The following is a 21,535-nucleotide window of genomic DNA, read 5'->3' as shown; positions in this document are numbered from 1 at the left end:
TCGCTGGAAGATTTCTATCATCAAAAGGGTGTCATTATGACCAACGCAGCATTGAAGGAGCAGAGCAACGGAGCGGTATATGTCGCATCGTTCGAACATTTGCGCATGACGGATGTTGAATCCGTCGGCGGCAAAAACGCCTCATTAGGCGAAATGATCAGCCAACTGGCTGGCGCCGGCGTCCGGGTTCCGGGCGGCTTCGCCACCACGGCCCAGGCCTTCCGCGACTTCCTGTCGCACAGCGTCGACGGCGGCAAGCCGCTGGCCGAGCGCATCGCCGACCGCCTGGCCGACCTGAATATCGACGACGTGCGCGCGCTGGCGCAAGCGGGCGCCGAGATCCGTCAATGGATCGTCGAAACCCCGTTCCAGCCGCGCCTGCAACAGGAAATCGAGACCTTCTACAAGCAGCTGGTCGCCGATTCCGCTACCGAGATGTCGTTCGCCGTGCGTTCCTCGGCCACCGCCGAAGACTTGCCGGACGCTTCCTTCGCCGGCCAGCAGGAGACCTTCCTCAACGTGGTCGGCATCGAAAACGTGCTCGACGCGATGAAACACGTGTTCGCCTCGCTGTACAACGACCGCGCGATTTCGTATCGCGTGCACAAAGGCTTCACCCACGCCGAAGTCGCGCTGTCGGCCGGCGTGCAGCGCATGGTCCGTTCCGACCTGGGCGCGGCCGGCGTGATGTTCACCATCGACACCGAGTCCGGCTTCAAGGACGTGGTCTTCGTCACCTCCAGCTACGGCCTGGGCGAGACGGTGGTGCAGGGCGCGGTCAATCCGGACGAGTTCTACGTCCACAAGCCGATGCTGGAAAAAGGCAAATCGCCTGTCATCCGCCGCAACATCGGCTCCAAGCTGCTGAAGATGGAGTTCACCGACGAAGCCAAGGCTGGCCGTTCGGTCAAGACCGTGGACGTGCCGGTCGAGCTGCGCAACCGCTACTCGCTGAACGACACCGAAGTGGTGGAACTGGCCAAATACGCCGTCATCATCGAGAACCACTATGGCCGTCCGATGGACATCGAGTGGGGCAAGGATGGCCGCGACGGCAAACTGTACATCCTGCAGGCGCGCCCTGAAACCGTCAAGTCGCAGCAGAAGGCGACCGACGTGCAGCAGCGCTTCAAGCTGAAGTCGAGCGGCACCGTGCTGGCCTCCGGCCGCGCCATCGGCCAGAAGATCGGCGCCGGTCCGGTACGCGTGATCCACGACGCGGCCGACATGGAACGCGTGCAGCCGGGCGACGTGCTGGTCGCCGACATGACCGACCCGAACTGGGAGCCGGTCATGAAGCGCGCTTCGGCCATCGTCACCAACCGCGGCGGCCGTACCTGCCACGCGGCGATTATCGCCCGTGAACTGGGCGTGCCTGCGGTGGTCGGTTGCGGCGACGCCACCGAGATCCTCAAGGACGGCACCTTCGTCACCGTGTCCTGCGCCGAAGGCGACGAGGGCAAGATCTACGACGGCCTGCTGGAAACGGAAATCTCGGAAGTGTCGCGCGGCGAGCTGCCCAAGCTGCCGACCAAGATCATGCTCAACGTCGGCAATCCGCAGCTGGCCTTCGACTTCCAGTCGGTGCCGAACGGCGGCGTTGGTTTGGCGCGTCTTGAGTTCATCATCAACAACAACATCGGCGTGCACCCGAAGGCGATCCTGGAATACCCGAACATCGACGCCGACCTGAAAAAAGCGGTGGAGTCGGTCGCGCGCGGCCACGCCTCGCCGAAAGCTTTCTACGTCGACAAGCTGGCCGAGGGTATCGCCACCATCGCCGCCGCCTTCTGGCCGAAGCCGGTGATCGTACGCCTGTCGGACTTCAAGTCCAACGAGTACAAGAAACTGATCGGCGGTTCGCGCTACGAGCCGGACGAAGAAAACCCGATGCTGGGCTTCCGCGGCGCGGCGCGCTATCTGGCGGCCGACTTTGCCGGTGCATTCGAAATGGAATGCCAGGCCATGAAGCGCGTGCGCAACGACATGGGCCTGACCAACGTCGAGATCATGGTGCCGTTCGTGCGCACCCTGGGCCAGGCTGAAAAAGTCGTCAACCTGCTGGCCAAGAACGGCCTGGTGCGCGGCGAAAACGACCTGCGTCTGATCATGATGTGCGAAGTTCCATCCAACGCGCTGCTGGCCGACCAGTTCCTCGAGCACTTCGACGGCTTCTCCATCGGTTCCAACGACCTGACCCAGCTGACGCTGGGCCTGGACCGCGATTCCGGCATGGCGTTGCTGGCGGCCGACTTCGACGAGCGCGATCCCGCCGTCAAGGCGCTGCTGTCGATGGCGATCAAGGCTTGCCGCGCCAAGGGCAAGTACATCGGCATCTGCGGCCAGGGTCCTTCCGACCATCCGGACTTCGCGGTCTGGCTGATGGAGCAGGGCATCGAGTCGATGTCGCTGAATCCGGACTCGGTGATCGACACGTGGCAGAAGCTGGCCGCGCTGCAAAAGTAATAAAGAGTTGACGCAGGCGTAAATTGGTTTAGACTGGGGTTATCGAATTTAGTAGCAAATAACACTATCAATACCAACGGACCTTGCAGCAAAAACCCTCGCAGCCCGCACCGGGAAGCGGGGGTTTTTGCATTTTTAAACCTGAGAGGAGTGCATCATGGCTGACTGGAGCTTTTGGTTGGTCGCCGCCGGCGCCACCGTGATACTGGAACTGTTCAGCGGAACGTTCTACCTGCTGATGATCGCCATCGGCCTGGTGTCCGGCGCGCTGGCCGCGCTGCTGGGCTTCGGCATGGCGCTGCAGACGCTGTTCGCCGCCTTGGTCGGCGTCGCCGCCACCGCGCTGCTGCGGCGCAGCCGCTTCGGCAAGCTGGTCAACCATGTGAAGGCCGAGCACGACCCCAACGTCAATATGGACATCGGCCAGACCGTGCATGTGCCGGCGTGGCAGGACGGCGCCGCGCGCGTGATGTATCGCGGCGCGCTGTGGGACGTCGAACTGGCGCCGGGCCTGACGCCGGCGCCCGGCCAATTCACGATACGCGAAGTACGCGGCAGCCGCCTGATCGTGGCGGCTTAAGATTTACCCAACGGAGAGTTTTATGGATATCAGTTTCGGCAATGTCACCTTCATCATCTTCCTTTTGGCCTTGGTGTTCGTCTTCAAGACCATCAACGTCGTCCCGCAGCAGCATGCCTGGGTGGTTGAGCGGCTCGGCAAGTACCACGCCACCTTGGGCCCCGGCCTGAACATCGTGATTCCCTTCGTCGACCGCGTCGCCTACAAGCACATCCTGAAGGAGATTCCGCTCGACGTGCCGCCGCAGGTCTGCATCACGCGCGACAACACCCAGCTGCAGGTGGACGGCATCCTGTACTTCCAGATCACCGATGCCATGCGCGCCTCGTACGGCTCGTCCAACTACATCACCGCCATCACGCAGCTGGCGCAGACCACCTTGCGCTCGGTGATCGGCCGCATGGAACTGGACAAGACGTTTGAAGAGCGCGACCACATCAACACCACCATCGTCAACGCCATCGACGAATCGGCCGCCAACTGGGGCGTGAAGGTGCTGCGCTACGAGATCAAGGACTTGACGCCGCCGAAGGAGATCCTGCACGCGATGCAGGCGCAGATCACCGCCGAGCGCGAAAAGCGCGCGCTGATCTCGGCCTCGGAAGGCCGCAAGCAGGAGCAGATCAATATCGCCAACGGCGAACGCGAAGCGCAGATCGCCCGTTCGGAAGGCGACAAGCTGGCCGCCATCAACCGTGCCCAGGGCCAGGCCGCCGCGATCGTCGCGCTGGCCGAAGCGAATGCGTCGGCGCTGCGCCAGGTGGGGGCGGCGATCCGCGAACCGGGCGGCGAGGACGCCGTCAACCTGAAGGTGGCCGAGCAGTACGTGGGCGCCTTCTCGCAACTGGCCAAGACCAACAACTCCATCATCATCCCGGCCAACCTGGGCGAGATGAGCGGCCTGATCGCGACTGCCATGCAGGTGGTCAAATCGCAGAAAGACGCGCCTTTGGTCAAGCCGGCCAAGGCCTGAGGAGTAGCAACGATGGCGACATGGGCGGTAGACGCATTCGGCAACGATTATGCGCAGGACTGGGCGGAAGACCTGGGCCAGATCAGCAACCTGGAGGCGGTGGAAAATACGCTGGACATGGCGCTGGAAAACGCCGGCCAGACGCTGGACGCGCCGTTCGCGGCCGAGGCGCTGGTGGCGATTGAAGTGCTGGCGCGCTTGCAGGGCAAGGGCGGCGAGCGCAGCGAAGACAGCGCGGCGGTCGACGAGTGGGTGGATGCGCGCAAGGCCAAGGCCCGCGTGCGCAGCGACCTGGCGGAGAAGGCGGGCCGCGCCATCGAGCGCATCCTGTCCGAGCAATCCGAGCTGCGCGAGCTGTGGGCCGACAGCGAGCATTACGCTGACTGGCGCGCGGCGGTGGAAGAGCTGCGCAGCCGCATCGCCGCCTGAAACGACAAAACGCCCCGAGGGGCGTTTTTTTACGGCTTGCTGCCGGTGTTACTTGGCTGCCTTGCGGCGGCGGGCGGCGTAGCCTACCAGGCCCAGGCCGGCCAGCAGCATGGCGTAGGTTTCCGGCTCGGGCACGGCGCTGGTCAGCGAGACGTTGTCCAGCGAGGTGCCCAGGCTGTCGGACTTGCCGGTGGCGACGAACTTCAGCTTCATCGCCGAACCATCGCCGATCAGGGTGTAGCTGCGGGTTTCCCAGCCGCCGCCCAGCGAGTTGTTGAAGTGGTCGATCTGGCTGCCGCCCCAGTTCACCGTCAGGCCTTGCGACGAGGTCGGCACGCCGGCGCGGTCCTGGAACTGGAAGCTCAGCGTGTATTGCTGGCCGAGCGCGGTCTGCACGGTCTGGCTGATACTGCTGTTCAGGTTGGTGTCCAGCTCGACGAAGTTGACGCCGTTGGCGGCCGTGCCCACCACATTGTTACGCAGCTCGATGCCGTGCGGACCACCGGTCCAGCCGGTCAGGTCGTTGTAGTTGGCCCAGCTGCCAGCCGCTTGCAGGTCGGCTTCAAAGCTGCCGTTCAGCAACAGTTCGACCGGCGCGGCGAGGGTGCTGCCGCTAGCCAGCAGGGCAGCGATTGCGACGGATTTGATCAGCTTCGTGGTTTTCATCGTTGTGATTCCCTGTGGAGTTGTTTGTTGGCAATTTATATTTCTTATAAAACACAAGTATTGTAATTGAGTAATCGTGCCGAGGCCAGCTTTTTTTCGGGATTGGGCGGAAAACCACGACTTTGCCGCATCGCAACATATCGATGCGGCCGTCGAGTCCATGCGTTTCGCCGCCCGGTCCGGCGGCGGCGCCATCGGTGTATCGCAGCGGCCGCCGTCAGAAGGCGTAGCTGGCGCCGAGCACCCAGGCGCGCGGCGAGCGCACCGGGTAGTTGTTGTAGCGCGGTCCGTCGTTTTGGGTTTGCTCGCGCGCCAGCTGCACCGTCCAGTTGCCGAACGGGATGCTGGCGCCCAGCCGCAGGTCGTAGCGCGAACCGGCCGCTGTGCCCGCCCAATCCATGCCGCGCTGCGTGCGCAGCAGGCCGGCGTGGGCGACCAGGTTGACGCTGGGGTGGATCGGGTAGAACAGGTTGGCCTCGCCGTACCAGGCGCGCGCCATGCGCCCCAGGTAGCGCGGCGCATAATACAGCCGCGTGGTGACGCGCTCGCCCGACGCGCCCAGGTAGCATTCGTTGAAGTCGTTACTATGCAGCTGGGTGTAGGTCGAACGGCTGCAACCGGCCTCCACGCTCCAGCCCGAACGCAGCCGCAGCGCATAGCCGCCATACGCTTGCAGCTTGGCGCCGTGCACCTCGCCGATCGAAAAGCCGCTGCCGAACAGGCCGGCGTACCAGCCGCTGGCATGGTCCAGGTTGAGCGTGAGTTGCGGCGACGGCCGGTCGTCGCCCAGCGACTGGCCGCGGTAGCGGTAGTCCGATTGCAGCGCGACGCTGCCGCTGACATCGGTCTGCGCCAGGGCCGGCCGCCAGGGCAGGAGAGGCAGTATCGCAAGGAGGGCGAGGGTGGCGCGCAGCGTCACGGGCCGACGCCACGTTGCGTGAGGCCGGCGGCGGCGCAGGAACAGCTGCAATGACGGAGCAGGCGGGAGATGGTGGCGCATGCGTCGATATTAACAGTGTTCAGCGCTACGCCCGGTTGCAGCAGGCGCCGCAACTGTGCCGGGCTGGCGTTCGGTTGCAGCTGCTGCATCAGCGCCAGCATGCCGCTGACGTGGGCCGCCGCGTACGAGCTGCCGCTGACAAAGGACCAGCGCCCGCCGGGCGCCGTGGTCGGCACGTCGTTGCCGGGCGCGAGCAGCGGCGGATCGCCGCTGGCGCCGGGCGGCGCGTTCTGTTTGCCGGCCTCGGCCTGCGAGGCCACCGCCAGCACGCCGCGATGGTTGGCCGGGAAGGCCGGCCCGGCGGCGCGGGCGTCGACCGCGCCGACCACGCCGATGCCGCGTTCCATGGCCACGTCCAGCAGCCGGTCGAGCAGCCGGTCCGGCGGGCCGGCCAGGCTGAGGTTGATGACCTGGGCGCCGTTCAGGATGGCGTAGTTGAGCGCCTTGCCGAGCGTGAAGCTGTTGCAGCGGGTGGCCAGGTCGGCCTGCTGCCAGCAGGCGCGCAAGCCCATCAGCCGGGCCTGCGGCGCCACGCCGACTATGCCGCCGTGGCCGGCGCGCGCGGCGATGATGCCGGCCACCGCGGTGCCGTGGTTCTCGGCCGGGGTGGCGCCGGCGTCGACGAAGTTGGCGTTGACCGCCAGCTGGCCCAGCAGGTCCGGATGGCCGCCGTCGATGCCGCTGTCGACCACCGCCACGCGGATGTCGCGGCCGGTGGTCTGGCGGTGCAGTTCGGCCACGTGCCAGTAGCGCGCGGCGGGCTGGACCAGATAGAGCGCGTCGCTGGCGGGCGGCGGCAGCGGCAGCGGGTTGTCGGCGGCATCGCGCGACGGGATGCTGGCCATGCCCTCGAAACTCGCTACCGGCTGCGCCCATTCCACTTGCGGGTCGCGCGCCAGCCCGGCGATGATGCGCTCGGCGTTGTCATGGTCCGGGTAGCGCATCACGTAGCAGTCCAGGCCCAGCACCGGCATCGGCCAGTCGTCCACCAGCGTCAGGCCGTGCTGGCGGGCCAGCTCTTCGGCGCGGCGGCGGCGCGCGGCGCGGCCGCTGTCGTCGATGTAGCGGCCGCCGTAGCTGGCGTCCGGGCGGTAGTGCGTGGCCGGCAGGCGCAGCATCACCAGCAACTGGTGTTCGCCGGGCCCGTGGCCGGCGGGCGCCAGCACTGGCCGCAGCGTTTCATCGCCGGCCGGCGGCGCCGCCTGCGCCGCTTCGGCGGCGGTGGACGCGGCAAGCGCGGTCCCGGCCAGCCCGGCCAGGCAGGCCACCATCACGCCGAGCCGGAGCCAGTAGGTGTTCAAGGAGCGCTACCCCCGTCCAGTGCTTCGGCCAGTTTGACGGCCGGGTCGGCGCGCAGGCTTTGCAAGGTGCGTTCGCGGCCGGCGGCCGGCACGTTGAGCAGGTAGGCGTCGGTGACGGTCGGGCCGTCGACTACGCGGGCGCCCTGGGCTTGCAGGATGCGGCGCAGCTCGCGTTCGGTGGTGTCCGGCTGGAAGATCACCACCAGGTTGCCGCCGCTGCTGACGGCCGCGCCGAGCACGCGGTAGGGCGCCGGCTCGCCGTCCGGGCGCAGCAGCAGCGCGCCCAGGCCGATGATCGCCACCCATTGCGCCGCCACGGTCCAGCGCAGCCACGACGGCTGGTTGGCCGCCGCCGCGCGCCACCACGAGACGCGCCCGGCGCTCGCGCTGACGACTGGCGTCGGCTGCGACGCCGGCGCGGTATGCTCCTGCGGGCCGAGCGCGGGCATCAGCCGCGCCAGGGCGCGTTCCATGTCCACGCCGTCCGGCATGGCGTCGGAGGCGGCCGCTTCGGCGCGCAGTTCGCGTTCCCATTCCAGCTCGCGCCGGCATTCCGCGCAGGTCTGTAAATGCTCCCGCACCCTTTGCGCGTCCTCCGGCGCCAGCTGCCCGCTCGCATGCCAGGGCAGCAATTCCTGCACCGCCTGGTGGGCCGGGATATCCATTCTGAAGATGCGGCCGTTCATTGCTGGCTCTCTCTTTCGTTCCACAACAAATCCTTCAATCTGTGCCGCGCATGAAACATACGGGTCTTTACCGTGTTCAGCGGACACTCCACCACGTCGGCGATATCGTTGTAGGCCATGTCGTGGTAGTAGGTTAGCACCATCATGGCGCGCTGGGCGGCGGGCAGCTGGTCCAGCGCCTCGGCCACGGTCTGCTGCAATTGCTGGCGCTTCATGGTCTGCTCCGGCTGGTTGCCGCGGTCGTCCTCGTACAGCGACGCGTCCGATTCCACCGGTTCGTCGCTGGCCTTCAAGCCTTTCAAGGTCTTGCGGTAGGCGATCGCGAAGACCCAGGTGGAGACCTTGCAGCTGCCGTCGAAGCTGGCGGCCTTTTGCCAGACCACCAACATGGTGTCGTTGACCACTTCCTCGATCAGCGCCGGGTTGCGCGCCATGCGGCCGATGAAACGCGACAGGCGCGGAAAATACGCCCGGTACAGCGCTTCGAAGGCGACACGATCCCCGGCCGCTATCCTGGCCAGCAGGCGCACCTCTTCCGATTCCGGGTTCGGGCCGCCCATCCGGCCCCGTTCTTGTTGCATCCGCCATCCTCCATTTCCCCGTTAATACCTTGCCGAGCGAAAACGGTTCTACAAATTGGGAAATTTAATGGTCCCATGCTACCACCACGATTCTCGGCTAACATGGCGCACATGAACCTGAACGTACAAGTTGACCATCTGTCCGGCTTCCTGCAGCGGCACCGGCGCGTGCTGGTGCTGACCGGCGCCGGCCTGAGCACCGCCTCCGGCATCCCCGATTATCGCGACCAGGACGGCGTCCGGCGCGGCCGCGCGCCGATCCAGGGGCCGGACTTCCGCAAGTCGGAAGCGGTGCGGCGCCGCTACTGGGCGCGCAGCATGGCCGGCTGGCCGACCCTGGCGCAGGCCGCGCCCAATGCCGGCCACCAGGCGCTGGCCCGGCTGGAGGCGGCCGGCCGCATCGACGCGCTGATCACCCAGAACGTCGACGGCCTGCACCAGCGCGCCGGCACCGGCAAGCTGATCGAGCTGCACGGAAATATCCACGGCGTGATCTGCCTCGATTGCCGCGCGCTGCACCGGCGCGCCGACATCCAGGCCTGGCTGGTCGCGGCCAATCCGGCGTTGGCCGCCAGCGCGGCGGCCGGGGTGGACAGCGTGGTGCCCGAAGCCCGTCCCGACGGCGACGCCGAAGTCGAACTGGACGCCCTGCAGGACTTCCGCATGCCATCCTGCGACGCCTGCGGCGGCACCCTGCAGCCGGACGTGATCTTCTTCGGCGACAACATCCCGGCGCCGCGCACGGCGGCCGCGCTGGACATGATGGAGCAGGCCGATGCCTTGCTGGTGGTGGGGTCGTCGCTGATGGTGTTTTCCGGCTACCGCTTCTGCAAGCTGGCGGCGGCGACGGGCAAGCCGATCGCCGCCATCAACCTGGGCAAGACCCGGGCGGACGAGTTGATCGGCTTGAAAGTGCAGGCGACGGCCAGCGAGGTGCTGCCGCGCCTTTTGTAACTCAGTTCCGCTGCAACATCGAGCGGACGATGGCTTCCTTGGCCAGCACATAGTCCTGGCCGGCCAGCACGAAGTTGGTGTTCGGCTGGATCACCTTGATGTTGATGAACACCATGTCCGACGTCTCCGCATACGAGCCGACCACGATCGCCTGCGCATTGTGGGCGGTGGCCACTTCGCCGATCTCGCGGGTGAGCATCAGCTCGCCCTGGTTGCGCTTCAGGTAGACACTGTTGCGCAGCTTCATCTCCAGCATGCTCAGGCCGCCCTGCGCCAGCCGCGTCGACAGCTGCTCCGACACCAGCCGGCCCAGGGTCGTGGTCTGCTCCAGCGCATCGATGTTGACGATGGTGGCCATGATCAGCGGCTTGTCGGCCATCAGCTTGCCGTTCAGCTGATGCATCAGCGAATCGGCGGCCTTGTAGTTGGCGTCGATGAACTGGTTGGACGAGATGGTCGAATAATTGCCTTCGTCCCTGACGGGGGTGGAGGAGCAGGCGCCCAGCAGCAGCGGCAGCGCCAGCACGGCGGCGCGGGCCAGGGTCGAAACGTGGGTCGGCATTACATGTCTCCGCGGACTTTGAACAGTCGGGTCAAATTGGGTTGGTCCGGCTCGGGATCGACGATGCCGTACAGGACGCGGTCGCTGTCGGCCACGTAGTAGGCCGAGGTGCTGCGCGCCACGTAGCGGAACTGGTCGGAGACCGAGACGGTGACGATGATTTCGGTCCTGGGCGTGGCGCCGGGGTCGAACTGGGCGTTGAACCATTGGTAGGAATTCCAGCCGGCGGCGCCCAGCGCCACCTTCGCCAGCGGCGGCGCTTCGATCTCGTTCAGCACCCAGACGCCGGTGACCAGCGCGGCGGGGGCGCCGTGGTAGCGGTATTGCGGACGGTCGGCGGTGAAGGTCACGGCCTGCACATCCATGTCGATCTTCAGCGAACCGGCCGGGCTGCGCGTCACCGCGTAACCGTCGTTGACCAGCGAGGTGGTCAGCTGGGTGCTCAGCGCGCGCTGGAACGCGGTCGGTTCGCGCGGTTCGTTCAGGAACACCGGGCGCGGCGGGCTCTTCTTGAGCTCGGCCACGATGCTTTTCTCGATATTGTCGGAAATGACGCCCCAGTGGTAGGCCGCCTGCAGCTTGGCCTGCTTGGTGGTGGGGAAGTTGGCGGCCAGCGGAGTCGGCGTGTGGCGCGTGGCGCAACCCGCGAGCACGAGACCGGCTAAGATTCCGGTCGCCAGAGTTATTGCAGTTTTCAGCGCCATCATTGCCTCGTCGTCAAGAGTCTTGTCTGGTTCGCGGCCCGCGCGCAATCGGCAAGCACCAGCCGCGAATGTAAAATCATTCTTCTGCCAGTTTAGCATGGGTGTTTCTAATTAGAAACTCGCCGGGCAATAAAAAACCCGGTGCGGGACCGGGTTTTGTACAGGGCGCGCAACAGTGTCGCGGGCTTGGTCAGCGGCGATTGGTCTTCATGGCGGCCGCCACTTCGCGCTTGCCGTCGCGGTCTTTCTCGGTAGCACGTTTGTCGTGCATTTTTTTACCCTTGGCCAGGCCGATTTCACATTTGACGCGGCCGCCCTTGTAATGCAGGTTCAGCGGCACCAGCGTGTAGCCGGCGCGCTCGACCTTGCCGATCAGCTTGTCCATCTCGGCGCGGTGCAGCAGCAGCTTGCGGGTGCGGATCGCTTCCGGGTGGATGTGGGTGGAGGCGGTCGGCAGCGCGCTGATGTGGGCGCCGAACAGGAACAGCTCGTCGCCCTTGATGGTGACGTAGGCTTCCTTGATCTGCACGCGGGCGTCGCGGATGGCCTTGACCTCCCAGCCTTCGAGGACGATACCGGCTTCGTAGCGGTCTTCGATGAAGTAGTCAAAAAAGGCTTTTTTGTTATCGGCTATGGTCATGGGATGGTATCGGTTAAACTACTGCTTCGCGCACAGAAACGCGAATAATTCAACATCATAGCAAATGGTTAGCCAATGGCAGTAGTGCACAAATCAGTTTTCCTCGGATATAGCGCGCAGCAGATGTTCGATCTGGTCGCCGCGATCGAGGACTATCCCAAGTTTCTGCCGTGGTGCGGTGGTGTGGAGATCCGCGAACGCGATGGAGACAAGGTCACGGCCAGCGTCGGCATCAACTATCACGGGGTGCGCCAGAGCTTCACCACCTGCAACGAAAACACAGCGTCGACCGAGATCAAGATGAAGCTGGTGGACGGCCCCTTCAAGTGCCTGGACGGCGTGTGGACCTTCAAGGCGCTGCGCGAGGACGCCTGCAAGATCGAGCTGGACCTGCACTACGAGTTCTCCAGCGCCTTGCTGGCGCAGCTGGTGGGGCCGGTGTTCGGCATGATCGCCAACAGCATGGTCGATTCCTTCTGCAAGCGGGCGGAAACGGTGTATGGCGGCTGAAACCTTCAACATCGAAGTGTGCTACGCCAGCGACGCACGGCAGTTCCTGCGCGCGCTGCGGGTGCCGGCGGGCACCACCATCGAGCAGGCCATCGCCCTCAGCGGCGTATTGCAGGAAGCGCCGGAAGTCGACCTGGCGACGATGCAGGTCGGCGTCTACGCCAAGAAGAAGTCGCTGGACACCGTGCTGCGCGAGCATGACCGGGTGGAAATCTACCGCCCGCTGATCGCCGACCCTAAAAACGCCCGCCGGCGGCGCAAGGCCGCCTGAAGAACTAGCGTTCGCTGTTTCTCAATCGCGACAGATACAGCATGGCGCCGAGACCCATGCCGATGGCCACGGCCACGGCAATGTGGGCCCAGTCGATGCTGGCGAAACCGTAGTAGGAGGTTTCGTAGATGAGCTTGCCTGTGCCCGAGCCCAGGCCGGCGTACAGTATTGCGGAGAGCGGCAATGGTTTTTTCATGCGACGTGCGTGCAGTGGATGGGAGCGGCAGGATAGCATAAGCATAACGAGCCGTGGGCGCAGGAAGCGCGCGTTTATTGTGCGGCGACAGGCGATAGGAATTCGCGCATCCTGGCCTGCTTGAAGAACTCGGTATGCCAGACCTCCGATTGTTTTTGCTGCGGCGTGCCGAAGCTCAGCATGCGGTCGTCGGCGATGTGCGCGGCCGGCAGCAGCACGCTGCCGTACGGGACGACCACGTCGTTATCGGTTTCCAGCAGCATGCGGTTGAGCAGGGCGCCGGTGCGCTCCAGCACCGAAGTGCCGAAATCGAAATCGGCGCGGGCGTAATAGGTGCTGGCGCTGGTCAGCAGGGTGGCGCCCTGGTTCAATTGAGCGATCAACGCGGAGCCGCTGGCCAGCGCCTCCACGCTGGGCCGTTCGAAGCCCAGCGACACCACCATCCGCGCCAGCCCGATCACCAGATCCAGCGCCATGCCGCCGCTGAACGAGGCCAGCATCGCCGCCGTGTTGAGGAAGTGCTCGACGTCGTCGGGCGACGCCAGCGGCGAGCCCTGGTTCGCCGCCGCCACGAAGTAGACCTTGCCCACGCTGGCGATACGGCCGGTGCGCTGCTGGCCGATGGCGGCCAGCGCGGCGTCTGGCGCGTGCGGCGCGGCCGACAGCAGCGAGCGCACCACCAGGCCGCCGCGGCTGTGGCAGACGATGTCCACCTCCCATCCGGCGTCGGCCGGCAGCTGCGACAGCAAGTCCAGCGCGTTCTGCTGCGGCGTCTTGGCGATGGTCCAGTGGTCGTAGCCGAACACCTGGCCATCGTACTGCGCCAGCAGCCGCTGCATGGTCTGGTCCGCATCCAGGTCGCTGAAGGCGCCTTCGATGGAGCTGAATATCCCGTGCACAAACAGCAGCACCTTGCGGCCGCGCGAGGCCGCCAGTTCGGCCGCCGTCGCCGGCTGGCGCCAGCCGTGGCGCAGGCTGAGCAAGCCTTCCGGCTTGTTGTGGGCCTCGATGGCCTCGATCATCTGCTGCGTCATGCGCTCCTTCGCCCGCAGGGCCGCCTGCAGGATCCAGTCCATGCGGCCGGCGGCCGGCGTTAGCGGTGCCGCCAGCAACTGCGCGCCCTGACGCGGAAACACAAACTGGATGCAACCGCTGTCCTTGTGGCGCACGATATTCAGGTGGGTGTCGGCAAGCTGGGCGGCCGGCAGGGCTGGCGCGGCGGCCAACGTCAACGGCGGCGCATCGATGTCGGGCGCGGCGTCGGCCAGCGCCCGTTGCAGTTCCTCGTGCTTGGCGAATTGCATAATGATCTCCCGGTAGTCCTGGCGCCAGTGTACGACGTGGCGGCCGAACGCCGCGCCGGATTGCGCAGGCGCGGCATAGGGGAGATCGCCGATGTCAGGCGCTTTCGCGCGCCATCAGCGTGAAGCCCAGGTCGATCTGCCGGTTGGCCGGCTCTTCGCCCTTGATGACGGCGCGCAGCAGCCTGGCCGCCTCGTAGCCGATGCGGTAACGCGGCGTGGCGACCGTGGTCAGCGAAGGATTCATCCAGGCCGAGGCCGGCAAATCATTGAAGCCGCATATGGCCAGCTGCGACGGTACGGCGATGCCGCGCCGCTGCGATTGGTAGACGGCGCCGTGCGCCAGATCGTCGTTGCAGCAGAAGATGGCGTCGCAGTCCGGTGCCTGCGCCAGCATGCGGCCCAGCAGCTCGGCGCCCAGCGCGATGGTGGATGGCTCGGCCACCATCACCTCCAGCTTGCTGTCGGCCAGGCCGGCTTCGCGCATGGCCTGGCGGTAGCCTTCGGCCCGGCGCAAGGTGCGTTCGTCCAATTGCGCGCCGATGAAGCCGATGCGCTTGTGGCCTTTTTCGATCAGGTAGTGCGTCATCGCGTGGCCGGCCTGCACCTGCGAGAAGCCCACCGTCAGCTGCGTGGTGTCGTTGGACATGTCCATCATCGACACCACCGGCACGCGCGAGTTGGTCAGGATTTGCTGCACCCGCGGGCTGTGGCTCAGGCCGGAGAGCAGCATGCCGTCGGGATTGGACTGCAAATAGGTGCCGATCAGCTTTTCCTCTTCCTTGTCGGAATAGCGGGTATTGCCGATCAGGATCTGGTAGTCGTCGGCGTCCAGCGCGTCCTGGATGCCGGCCAGCACTTCGGTGAACACCGCGTTCGACAGCGACGGCACCAGCACCGCGATCACCTTCGATTGCGACGAGGCCAGCGCGCGGGCGGCGCGGTTGGGTACGTAGCCCAGCTCGACGACCGCCTGGTCGACCCGGTCGCGCAACGCCTGCGACACCATGTCCGGCTGGGTGATGGCGCGCGAGGCGGTCATGGTCGCCACGCCGGCGCGTTCGGCCACCATGGCCAAAGTGATGCGGCCGCTGGCGCGGCTCTTGTTCGCTGCTGTCTTGATCATAGGAGGTAGCCGATGGCGTTTGTTGATAGCGATATCATACGGCAGCTTGGCTTCGCCCCGACAGGGGCTATTTGCAACCGGCCAACACTTTTTGGTTCTTTTTCGCCATTTCGGCGCGTTCGGCGTCATTCATGATGCCGCGTTCGCCCTTGCTGTCGTAGTTGGCCATGCGCACGCCGTCGGCCAGCGCCTGCTGGTTCTTGCGGGCGGCGTCGCAGTTGGCGGCGATGTCGGCTTTCAGCCGGGCTTCTTCGGCGGCCTTTTTGTCGGCGGCGGCGGCATCGGCCTTGCGCTTGTTGAAGTCGGCGTTGCGCTCGGCCAGCGTGGGCGGCCGCTTGACCGCGCTTTCCGGCGCCGGCTCGGCCGCCGGGGCTTCGGCCTCGGCATTGGGGTTGGGCGGCGCCTTGCCGGGCGCCTTCAGGATGCGCTGTTCCGGCACCGAGGGCGGCGGCGGGCGGTCCGACAGCTGCTTGACGCCCTTGTCGTCGATCCAGACGTACTGGGCCATCGCCAGCGAGCAGACAGCCAGCAGCAGGGCGCCGGCCAGGCTATGCAAAGTACGGTCAGTCATGATGACGCTCCAGTAAGCAGTGAGGCAGGCACCGATTTCGCCATGATTCACGGCAACTGTCAACCATAAAGAAAAAGCCCGTCGGCCGGGAAGGGCGACGGGCTTGGGGAGTTGGCTGCCGGACCGGCCAGCCAGCGCCGGGTTGGTTTACCAGCCTATGTCACGCAGCAGCGGGAACGACAGGTCGAACGGCGGCGTCACCTCATGGGTCAGATCGCCGCTGATTGCCGGCTCCATCAGCAGATTAGGGAAGGCGCTGACATCGTAGTGCGATACCGACGAACCGCCCTGGTACGGGTTAGGTGCGAACATCAGCAGACGTCCCGCTGCATCGGCGCCTGCGCGCAAGGCCAGGTTCACGCCCAGGTTGGCAAACACGTTGGAATGCAGGCGGGTGCGCTTGGCCAGGGCCTTTTTCAAGGTAATGCCGTCTTCCAGCGAGATGCGGACCGCAGGAATGGTGACGCTGGCATCGGTGCCGCCCAAGCCTGGCGGTGGCGAACCTGGTGCGTTGTCGGCGACGATCATGCCGATCGCGCCGGCGTCCTGCACTGCCTTGGCTTTGATGGTGAAGGCGCAAACGCCGCGGTCCACCAGTGCGATCTTGCCGTTGACGGCGGCGGCATTGAGCGGCGACAGCGTGCTGCAAGCCAGGCCGAGGTTGGGCGCGGTATCGACGACCGGCATGATCTCGCCGGTCATGCCTGGGCTGCTGAGGGGCGGGCCGAAGCTGGCGCTGCCGACCTGAACGGCGCCGGCGATGCTGGCAGGGCTCAGCAGCGTCAACGCTGGCGCGCCTTGTTGCAGCACGGTGTTGACATAGCTGTTGGCGATCGGACCGTTCCAGACCAGCTTGCCGGATTTCAGCGACGAGGCGGCGCGCTCGGCGGCCGTCATGTCTTTCCACAGCTTGTTGGTGGTGCTGTCCTTCAGGTAGAAGTCCCAGATGCTTGGGGTGTTGTCCAGCTGCGCGCCGGTCGAACCGTTGGTGTAGGTCTGGAAGCCCAGGCCGTGGCCGAATTCATGGGTCAGCACGGTCACCAGGTCGACGGCGGTGCCGTGGTTGGCGTCCAGGCCCAGGTAGAACGGCGAACCGGCCAGGCAGTTGGCCTTGCCCAGGTTGATGTTGAAGCGGGCACGGATGTCGGCAACGTCGGTATCGGGATCGGCGCCGGTCAGCTTGCCGGTCTGGGCCTTGCCGAACCAGGCGCCGGCTTGCGGGGCGCCGGCGAAGTCGCGGAACACCTCGGTGGCGCCGGCGCTGCCCAGCACGGCCGTCGTGGCGGTGCAGGTCAGCGCTTCCCAGGTGGCCAGCACGCGGATCGGGGTGCTGCTGGTCAGCGAGGCGCCCCATTTGTTGGCGGCGGCCTGGAAGGCGTTCAGGCGTTGCACGCCCAGCGTGGTGCCGGCGTTGCCGCCGACGGGAGCGACCACGGTCGGGTCATTGAAGCCGACGTTGGCCGGATCGCCGTTGACGATCACGATGGTCGCGGCGGCGAAGCTGGAGGAGGCGAACAGGCAGGCGGCGGCAGCGGCCAGGGCGTTCAGGGTAAAGCGCTTCATTGTTGTTCTCCTTTCGCGGCAGGCAGGCTAGGGCCGTGCGCCAGGTGGTGGGCGACTTCTTCGCCAGGGACGCAGGATTCGATCAGCTTGCCATCGGCATCTTTGTGGATGACGGCAAAGCTGGCGCTGGAGTCGTCCAGCTTGCGGCCGACGCCGCCTTTTGCGGTGGTCAGCGGCGCGATGCGGCCGCCCAGTGCCAGGCGGCCGGAGGCCTTGGCGCTGGTGGCTGGCACGGCTGCGGCGGCCAGTTCGGCGGCTTGCTCGGCCGATGGGCCGACCAGCTGGCCGGTGGCTGCGTCTTTGTAGGCGACCATGCCGGCGCCTGCCGCTGCGGCGTTCACGCTCAGCTCAGGGGCGACGACGACGTGCGAGTTTGGAAAGCTCATCAGGCCATTGGCGCCGGTTTGCGGCTCGGCGGCTTGCGCCACCAGGGTGGTGGCCGACAGGCCGGCCAGTGCCAGCAGGCGCAGTTGCTTCTTGCGGCTGAATGCCACCACGCCCAAGCCCAACAACAGCATCAGTGCGGTGGTAGGTTCCGGTACGGCGCTGACGCTGACGGAGTCGATGCCGATGTAGTTGCCATCGCCGGCAGCGTTGACGTAGCGGAAAGCGAAGCGGCCGGTCGTGTTGCCGGACAGGCCGGACAAGGTCAGCGAATAATCGGCCCAGTTGTTGTTCGTGCTGGAGGTGAACGCAGGGTGCAGCAGGACGAAATCGCCGACCGATGACGTGGTCGAACCGACGTCCGCGCTGGCGCCGTGGGTGCTGTAATAGACTTCAACAGTGTCGACCAAGCCGAAGTTGCTTTCGCCGAGCAGGCGTAGCGAGAAATTCAGCTTTTCGCCGTTCGACAGCGCCAGTTCGGGCGTGATCAGCCAGTTGCTGACTGCGCCGTTGAATGTGGCGTTGGTGTAGCTCGCGCCGATGTAGGAATTGGCAGTGCCGGCGCCGGGGGCGGCGCTGAAATAGGTACTGTCGCCCTGGAACCAGTTGGACGAACCAACGTCGTTGTTGACACCGCCGACCGAGCCGAAGCTGTTATTGGTCATCACCCAGCCGCTGGCGCCGAGGGTGCTGATGTCATTAAATCCTTCGTTTAGCAAAGGACTGGCGAAGGCGGAGCTGGTAGCAATGGTGGCTACGAGTCCGATCAGGTATTTATTCAAGTTCATGATGCCCCAATGGTATTGTTTTGCTCGCATTGATTCGACAATGCGGGCGAGCGTGTTGAACGTGTCAGAGGCAACGTTTGCGTGCATCTGGCCCAAATGACTACCTTTAATAAACTACAGCAATTTTTCTTAGGTTTCTATATATATTGTTTATCAAATTGTCCAGATTCGATAGCGACGTGCCCGTCTTAGCTAGCAAACACATAGCTTTGGGCCCTTTAGGATCTGGTCGATAAGTCGTGGCTTTTTTGCAACATATATGGAAAGGAATGTTGTTAACGTCCGGAAAAGACGCGCTGGTTCGTTAATTTATTTGCATGTCCCAATGGACGAGACTACGATGCTCTGTAATTGTCTAATTGATAATTTCATCGTTTGCCATCGAACTCATTCGGCTGGGAGGATGCATGACATTTCGAGTTGGTCAGTACGTCACGGTCACTGGGCTCGGTCCTGAATGGACCGGCGAAATCATTGCGCGGATCGATGCGGGTCATGTGAGAGTGCGCGTAGGCGGCACGAGCGGGACGTCGATGATGTCCGAGGTCGTCAACATTGGTAACCTGACCTCGTTGTTTGCTACGCGGGAGAAGAAGGTCGGCACCGAAGTGGTGCGCAAAGTGATCGTTGCCCTGTTTCAGTTCGATAGTACGGCGAAACAAAGTATGCCCATCGACGACAGGCTCAAGCACATGAAGACCGCACTGGCCGACTTGATGCGGTATGTCGATATACACGAGCCGATGACGGGCAATGAGCATCGCATACGTTGCATCTTTTTGGCGCCGGAATATATGTTCGCCAACCAGCTCACGGCGCGCGGCAACCACGAGGCGGGTGATTTTCGGCAGCTTGAACAGGCCACCCTTTTGAGGCTGAGAACGGAGTTCGAAGCAATGAGCTTGCAGTTCAAAAACGCGCTGATCGTGCCCGGCACTGTCGCATGGAGAAAACGCCTGGCCGTCGAGAGCGATGATGGGCGCACCCAGCGCCGTCGTGTCAAGTACACGGCACGGTTGGCGGACCCCAAATTTACGTGTGGCCTACCGGCCAGCGCCATCATGGATGCGCCGGTTTCCCCGCCCAGTTGGCCTGTTTTCGGCGGCATTCATTATGATCCGCTACCGGTGTCCACATACCGCGCCAAGCTTGCGCTGCTGGAAACGGCGACCTATATCGCCAAGAACACCGCGCATTGCTATTACAACGGCCGTTGTATCGCCAAGTACAACAAGATTGGTGACTACCATGAAGTCATCGACATCACTGGCGATACGGTGCACATCCCGAACCCCAAGGCCGGCAGGTTTGATTGTGGCGGTATGAAGTTTGGGATTTCCATTTGTTTCGATCAGTCGCTTAATGAGCTTCCCGAGTCATCGCTGGTGGCCTATCCTCGCCCTATGCAGCATACCGAAGACGCGGTCGACTTCCATATCCTTTTGTCCGCCTCTATCCCGCCGCAGGTCGACAGCGCCAGGCTGGTCGAGAACGGTTTCTTGTTAAGTTGCTCAAGTGCAGGATATTGCAATAGTGTGACTCACGTCCTCGGGAAGCAGGTGCCGGTTAAACAAACTGCGACATACGCGTCCATTACCATGACGGTGTACAGGGTGTAGATGGCGAATTGCCCGCGTTCGGACCACGGTGGCCACGCCGTCGGCCTGCTCTTGCATGACGTCGCCGTCTGCCGCGCTTCGATCATCGGAAGAAGTTTCAGACAGAACACTGCTTTTTCTGTATAATCTGCTTTTGCGCCTATAGGAAATGCTATGCGTCTTCTCCAAAAAGCACTCACGTTTGATGACGTGCTTCTCGTCCCCGCGTACTCGAATGTTCTGCCTGCCGATACGTCCCTCAAAACTCGTCTGACCCGCAACATCAGTCTGAACATCCCTTTGCTGTCCGCAGCGATGGATACGGTCACCGAAGCCCGCCTGGCGATTGCCATGGCACAAGAGGGCGGCATAGGTATCATCCACAAGAACCTGAATCCAAAAGATCAGGCTCGCGAAGTGGCGCGCGTCAAGCGCTTCGAAGCCGGCGTGCTGCGTGATCCGATCACGATTCCGCCGACCATGAAGATCCGCGACGTCATCGCATTGACCGAGCAATATGGCATTTCCGGCTTCCCTGTCGTCGAAGGCAAGGAAGTGGTCGGCATCATCACCAACCGCGACCTGCGTTTCGAAAAGGAACTCGACGCCGAAGCCCGCGCCAAGATGACCCCGCGCGAAAAGCTGGTGTTCGTCAAAGAGGGCGCGGAAGGCGCCGACCGCGACGAGGCCAAGCGCCTGATGAACAAGCACCGCCTCGAGCGCGTGCTGGTGGTCAACGACGCCTTCGAACTGCGCGGCCTGATCACCGTCAAAGACATCCAGAAATCCACCGAGCACCCGCTGGCGTCGAAAGACTCGCAGGGCAAGCTGCTGGTCGGCGCCGCAGTCGGCGTGGGCGCCAAGGATGAAGAGCGGATCGAACTGCTGGTCGCCGCCGGCGTCGACGTGCTGGTGGTCGACACCGCCCACGGCCACTCGCAAGGCATCCTCGACCGCGTGCGCTGGATCAAGACCAAGTTCCCGCAGGTGGACGTCATCGGCGGCAACATCGCCACCGCCGCCGCCGCCAAGGCGCTGGTCGAATACGGCGCCGACGCGGTCAAGGTCGGCATCGGCCCAGGCTCGATCTGCACCACGCGTATCGTGGCCGGCGTCGGCGTCCCGCAGATCACCGCGATCTCCAACGTCGCCGAAGCGCTGGAAGGCACCGGCGTGCCATGTATCGCCGACGGCGGCATCCGCTTCTCGGGCGACATCTCCAAGGCCCTGGCGGCCGGCGCGTCGACCGTGATGATGGGCTCCATGTTTGCCGGCACCGAAGAGGCGCCAGGCGAAGTGATCCTGTACCAGGGCCGTTCGTACAAATCGTATCGCGGCATGGGCTCGCTGGGCGCCATGTCCGACGGTTCGGCCGACCGCTACTTCCAGGACGCCAGCATGAAGGCCGACAAGTTCGTGCCTGAAGGTATCGAAGGCCGCGTCGCCTACAAGGGCAGCGTGCTGGCGATCATCTTCCAACTGGTCGGCGGCGTGCGCCAATCGATGGGTTACTGCGGTTGCGCCACCATCGACGAACTGCGTAACAAAGCCGAGTTCGTTGAGATCACCTCGGCCGGCATGCGCGAATCGCATGTGCACGACGTGCAAATCACCAAGGAAGCGCCGAACTACCGTTCCGGCGACTAACCAGTCCTTGCAACGCCGGCTTCGTCAAGCCGGCGTTT

Annotated in this window: 23 protein-coding genes; 9 read left to right on the top strand and 14 right to left on the bottom strand. The window is 64.5% G+C overall.

What is annotated here, in order from left to right:
• The first annotated feature begins 36 nt into the window (after positions 1-36).
• From ppsA to AC1RMD_RS23635, 4 genes are all read left to right on the top strand, one after another.
• Positions 37-2,466 carry a phosphoenolpyruvate synthase gene (ppsA, locus tag AC1RMD_RS23650; RefSeq protein ID WP_492929977.1) on the top strand — a complete coding sequence of 810 codons (2,430 nt, stop codon included), beginning with the start codon at positions 37-39 and terminating at the stop codon, positions 2,464-2,466.
• Positions 2,467-2,623: 157 nt separating this feature from the next.
• A complete protein-coding gene (locus AC1RMD_RS23645; protein ID WP_492929975.1) occupies positions 2,624-3,046 on the top strand; it encodes an NfeD family protein in 423 nt (140 codons plus the stop codon).
• 22 nt (positions 3,047-3,068) lie between these two features.
• Positions 3,069-4,019 carry an SPFH domain-containing protein gene (locus AC1RMD_RS23640; RefSeq protein ID WP_492929973.1) on the top strand — a complete coding sequence of 317 codons (951 nt, stop codon included), beginning with the start codon at positions 3,069-3,071 and terminating at the stop codon, positions 4,017-4,019.
• A 12-nt stretch (positions 4,020-4,031) separates the two neighbouring features.
• Positions 4,032-4,448 carry a DUF4259 domain-containing protein gene (locus AC1RMD_RS23635; protein WP_492929971.1) on the top strand — a complete coding sequence of 139 codons (417 nt, stop codon included), beginning with the start codon at positions 4,032-4,034 and terminating at the stop codon, positions 4,446-4,448.
• A gap of 48 nt (positions 4,449-4,496) precedes the next feature.
• Here the strand turns inward: AC1RMD_RS23635 and AC1RMD_RS23630 are convergent, their stop codons facing one another.
• The 5 genes from AC1RMD_RS23630 to AC1RMD_RS23610 all read right to left on the bottom strand — a co-directional run bounded on the left by AC1RMD_RS23630 (position 4,497) and on the right by AC1RMD_RS23610 (position 8,682).
• Positions 4,497-5,114: a PEPxxWA-CTERM sorting domain-containing protein gene (locus AC1RMD_RS23630; RefSeq protein ID WP_492929969.1), complete on the bottom strand. Its 618-nt coding sequence runs from the start codon at positions 5,112-5,114 to the stop codon at positions 4,497-4,499.
• Between the two features lie 217 nt (positions 5,115-5,331).
• Positions 5,332-6,033: a TorF family putative porin gene (locus AC1RMD_RS23625; RefSeq protein ID WP_492929967.1), complete on the bottom strand. Its 702-nt coding sequence runs from the start codon at positions 6,031-6,033 to the stop codon at positions 5,332-5,334.
• The gene (locus tag AC1RMD_RS23620; protein WP_492929965.1) at positions 6,030-7,415 is read right to left on the bottom strand and encodes a S8 family peptidase; all 1,386 of its coding nucleotides are present in this window, start codon (positions 7,413-7,415) and stop codon (positions 6,030-6,032) included. Before AC1RMD_RS23620 ends, AC1RMD_RS23625 begins: the two co-directional genes overlap by 4 nt.
• Complete coding sequence (locus AC1RMD_RS23615) at positions 7,412-8,101, bottom strand: zf-HC2 domain-containing protein (RefSeq protein WP_492929963.1); 690 nt, start codon at positions 8,099-8,101, stop codon at positions 7,412-7,414. Before AC1RMD_RS23615 ends, AC1RMD_RS23620 begins: the two co-directional genes overlap by 4 nt.
• Positions 8,098-8,682, bottom strand: coding sequence for an RNA polymerase sigma factor (locus AC1RMD_RS23610; protein WP_492929961.1), 585 nt, complete (start codon positions 8,680-8,682; stop codon positions 8,098-8,100). Before AC1RMD_RS23610 ends, AC1RMD_RS23615 begins: the two co-directional genes overlap by 4 nt.
• Positions 8,683-8,784: 102 nt before the next feature.
• Here AC1RMD_RS23610 and AC1RMD_RS23605 point away from each other — a divergent pair, with 102 nt between their 5' ends.
• Entirely contained in the window at positions 8,785-9,636 is an 852-nt protein-coding gene (locus tag AC1RMD_RS23605) for an NAD-dependent protein deacetylase (protein WP_492930137.1), read from the top strand.
• A 1-nt stretch (position 9,637) separates the two neighbouring features.
• Here the strand turns inward: AC1RMD_RS23605 and AC1RMD_RS23600 are convergent, their stop codons facing one another.
• The 3 genes from AC1RMD_RS23600 to smpB all read right to left on the bottom strand — a co-directional run bounded on the left by AC1RMD_RS23600 (position 9,638) and on the right by smpB (position 11,542).
• Positions 9,638-10,198, bottom strand: a complete 561-nt coding sequence (locus AC1RMD_RS23600) for a FlgO family outer membrane protein (RefSeq protein WP_492929959.1) — start codon at positions 10,196-10,198, stop codon at positions 9,638-9,640.
• Positions 10,198-10,851, bottom strand: coding sequence for a hypothetical protein (locus AC1RMD_RS23595; RefSeq protein WP_492929957.1), 654 nt, complete (start codon positions 10,849-10,851; stop codon positions 10,198-10,200). Before AC1RMD_RS23595 ends, AC1RMD_RS23600 begins: the two co-directional genes overlap by 1 nt.
• Before the next feature lie 241 nt (positions 10,852-11,092).
• Positions 11,093-11,542 (bottom strand): SsrA-binding protein SmpB, encoded by a 450-nt coding sequence (gene smpB / locus AC1RMD_RS23590; protein ID WP_020702788.1) that lies wholly within the window; start codon positions 11,540-11,542, stop codon positions 11,093-11,095.
• Positions 11,543-11,617: 75 nt separating this feature from the next.
• Here smpB and AC1RMD_RS23585 point away from each other — a divergent pair, with 75 nt between their 5' ends.
• Together AC1RMD_RS23585 and AC1RMD_RS23580 are read left to right on the top strand one after the other, a co-directional pair.
• Entirely contained in the window at positions 11,618-12,052 is a 435-nt protein-coding gene (locus tag AC1RMD_RS23585; protein ID WP_492929955.1) for a type II toxin-antitoxin system RatA family toxin, read from the top strand.
• The gene (locus AC1RMD_RS23580) at positions 12,042-12,323 is read left to right on the top strand and encodes an RnfH family protein (RefSeq protein WP_492929953.1); all 282 of its coding nucleotides are present in this window, start codon (positions 12,042-12,044) and stop codon (positions 12,321-12,323) included. Before AC1RMD_RS23585 ends, AC1RMD_RS23580 begins: the two co-directional genes overlap by 11 nt.
• 4 nt (positions 12,324-12,327) lie before the next feature.
• Here the strand turns inward: AC1RMD_RS23580 and AC1RMD_RS23575 are convergent, their stop codons facing one another.
• The 6 genes from AC1RMD_RS23575 to AC1RMD_RS23550 form a co-directional block, all read right to left on the bottom strand.
• Positions 12,328-12,519 carry a hypothetical protein gene (locus tag AC1RMD_RS23575; RefSeq protein ID WP_492929951.1) on the bottom strand — a complete coding sequence of 64 codons (192 nt, stop codon included), beginning with the start codon at positions 12,517-12,519 and terminating at the stop codon, positions 12,328-12,330.
• 74 nt (positions 12,520-12,593) lie between these two features.
• Positions 12,594-13,823, bottom strand: coding sequence for an esterase/lipase family protein (locus AC1RMD_RS23570; RefSeq protein ID WP_492929949.1), 1,230 nt, complete (start codon positions 13,821-13,823; stop codon positions 12,594-12,596).
• A 94-nt stretch (positions 13,824-13,917) separates the two neighbouring features.
• Positions 13,918-14,946 carry an HTH-type transcriptional regulator GntR gene (gene gntR / locus AC1RMD_RS23565; protein ID WP_492929947.1) on the bottom strand — a complete coding sequence of 343 codons (1,029 nt, stop codon included), beginning with the start codon at positions 14,944-14,946 and terminating at the stop codon, positions 13,918-13,920.
• A gap of 67 nt (positions 14,947-15,013) precedes the next feature.
• The gene (locus AC1RMD_RS23560; protein ID WP_492929945.1) at positions 15,014-15,517 is read right to left on the bottom strand and encodes a DUF4124 domain-containing protein; all 504 of its coding nucleotides are present in this window, start codon (positions 15,515-15,517) and stop codon (positions 15,014-15,016) included.
• A gap of 147 nt (positions 15,518-15,664) precedes the next feature.
• Positions 15,665-17,080 (bottom strand): PA domain-containing protein, encoded by a 1,416-nt coding sequence (locus AC1RMD_RS23555; protein ID WP_492929943.1) that lies wholly within the window; start codon positions 17,078-17,080, stop codon positions 15,665-15,667.
• Complete coding sequence (locus AC1RMD_RS23550; RefSeq protein WP_492929941.1) at positions 17,077-18,252, bottom strand: choice-of-anchor J domain-containing protein; 1,176 nt, start codon at positions 18,250-18,252, stop codon at positions 17,077-17,079. Before AC1RMD_RS23550 ends, AC1RMD_RS23555 begins: the two co-directional genes overlap by 4 nt.
• Before the next feature lie 407 nt (positions 18,253-18,659).
• Between AC1RMD_RS23550 and AC1RMD_RS23545 the strand changes: the two genes are divergently transcribed.
• Together AC1RMD_RS23545 and guaB are read left to right on the top strand one after the other, a co-directional pair.
• Entirely contained in the window at positions 18,660-19,871 is a 1,212-nt protein-coding gene (locus AC1RMD_RS23545) for a hypothetical protein (protein WP_492929939.1), read from the top strand.
• Between the two features lie 153 nt (positions 19,872-20,024).
• On the top strand, positions 20,025-21,497 hold the full coding sequence (guaB, locus tag AC1RMD_RS23540; protein WP_492929937.1) for an IMP dehydrogenase: 1,473 nt from the start codon (positions 20,025-20,027) through the stop codon (positions 21,495-21,497).
• Positions 21,498-21,535 lie beyond the last annotated feature (38 nt).

The sequence above is a fragment of the Duganella sp. GW822-FHT06D06 genome (genome assembly GCF_058799615.1).
This window is presented reverse-complemented; position numbering and strand designations above follow the sequence as displayed.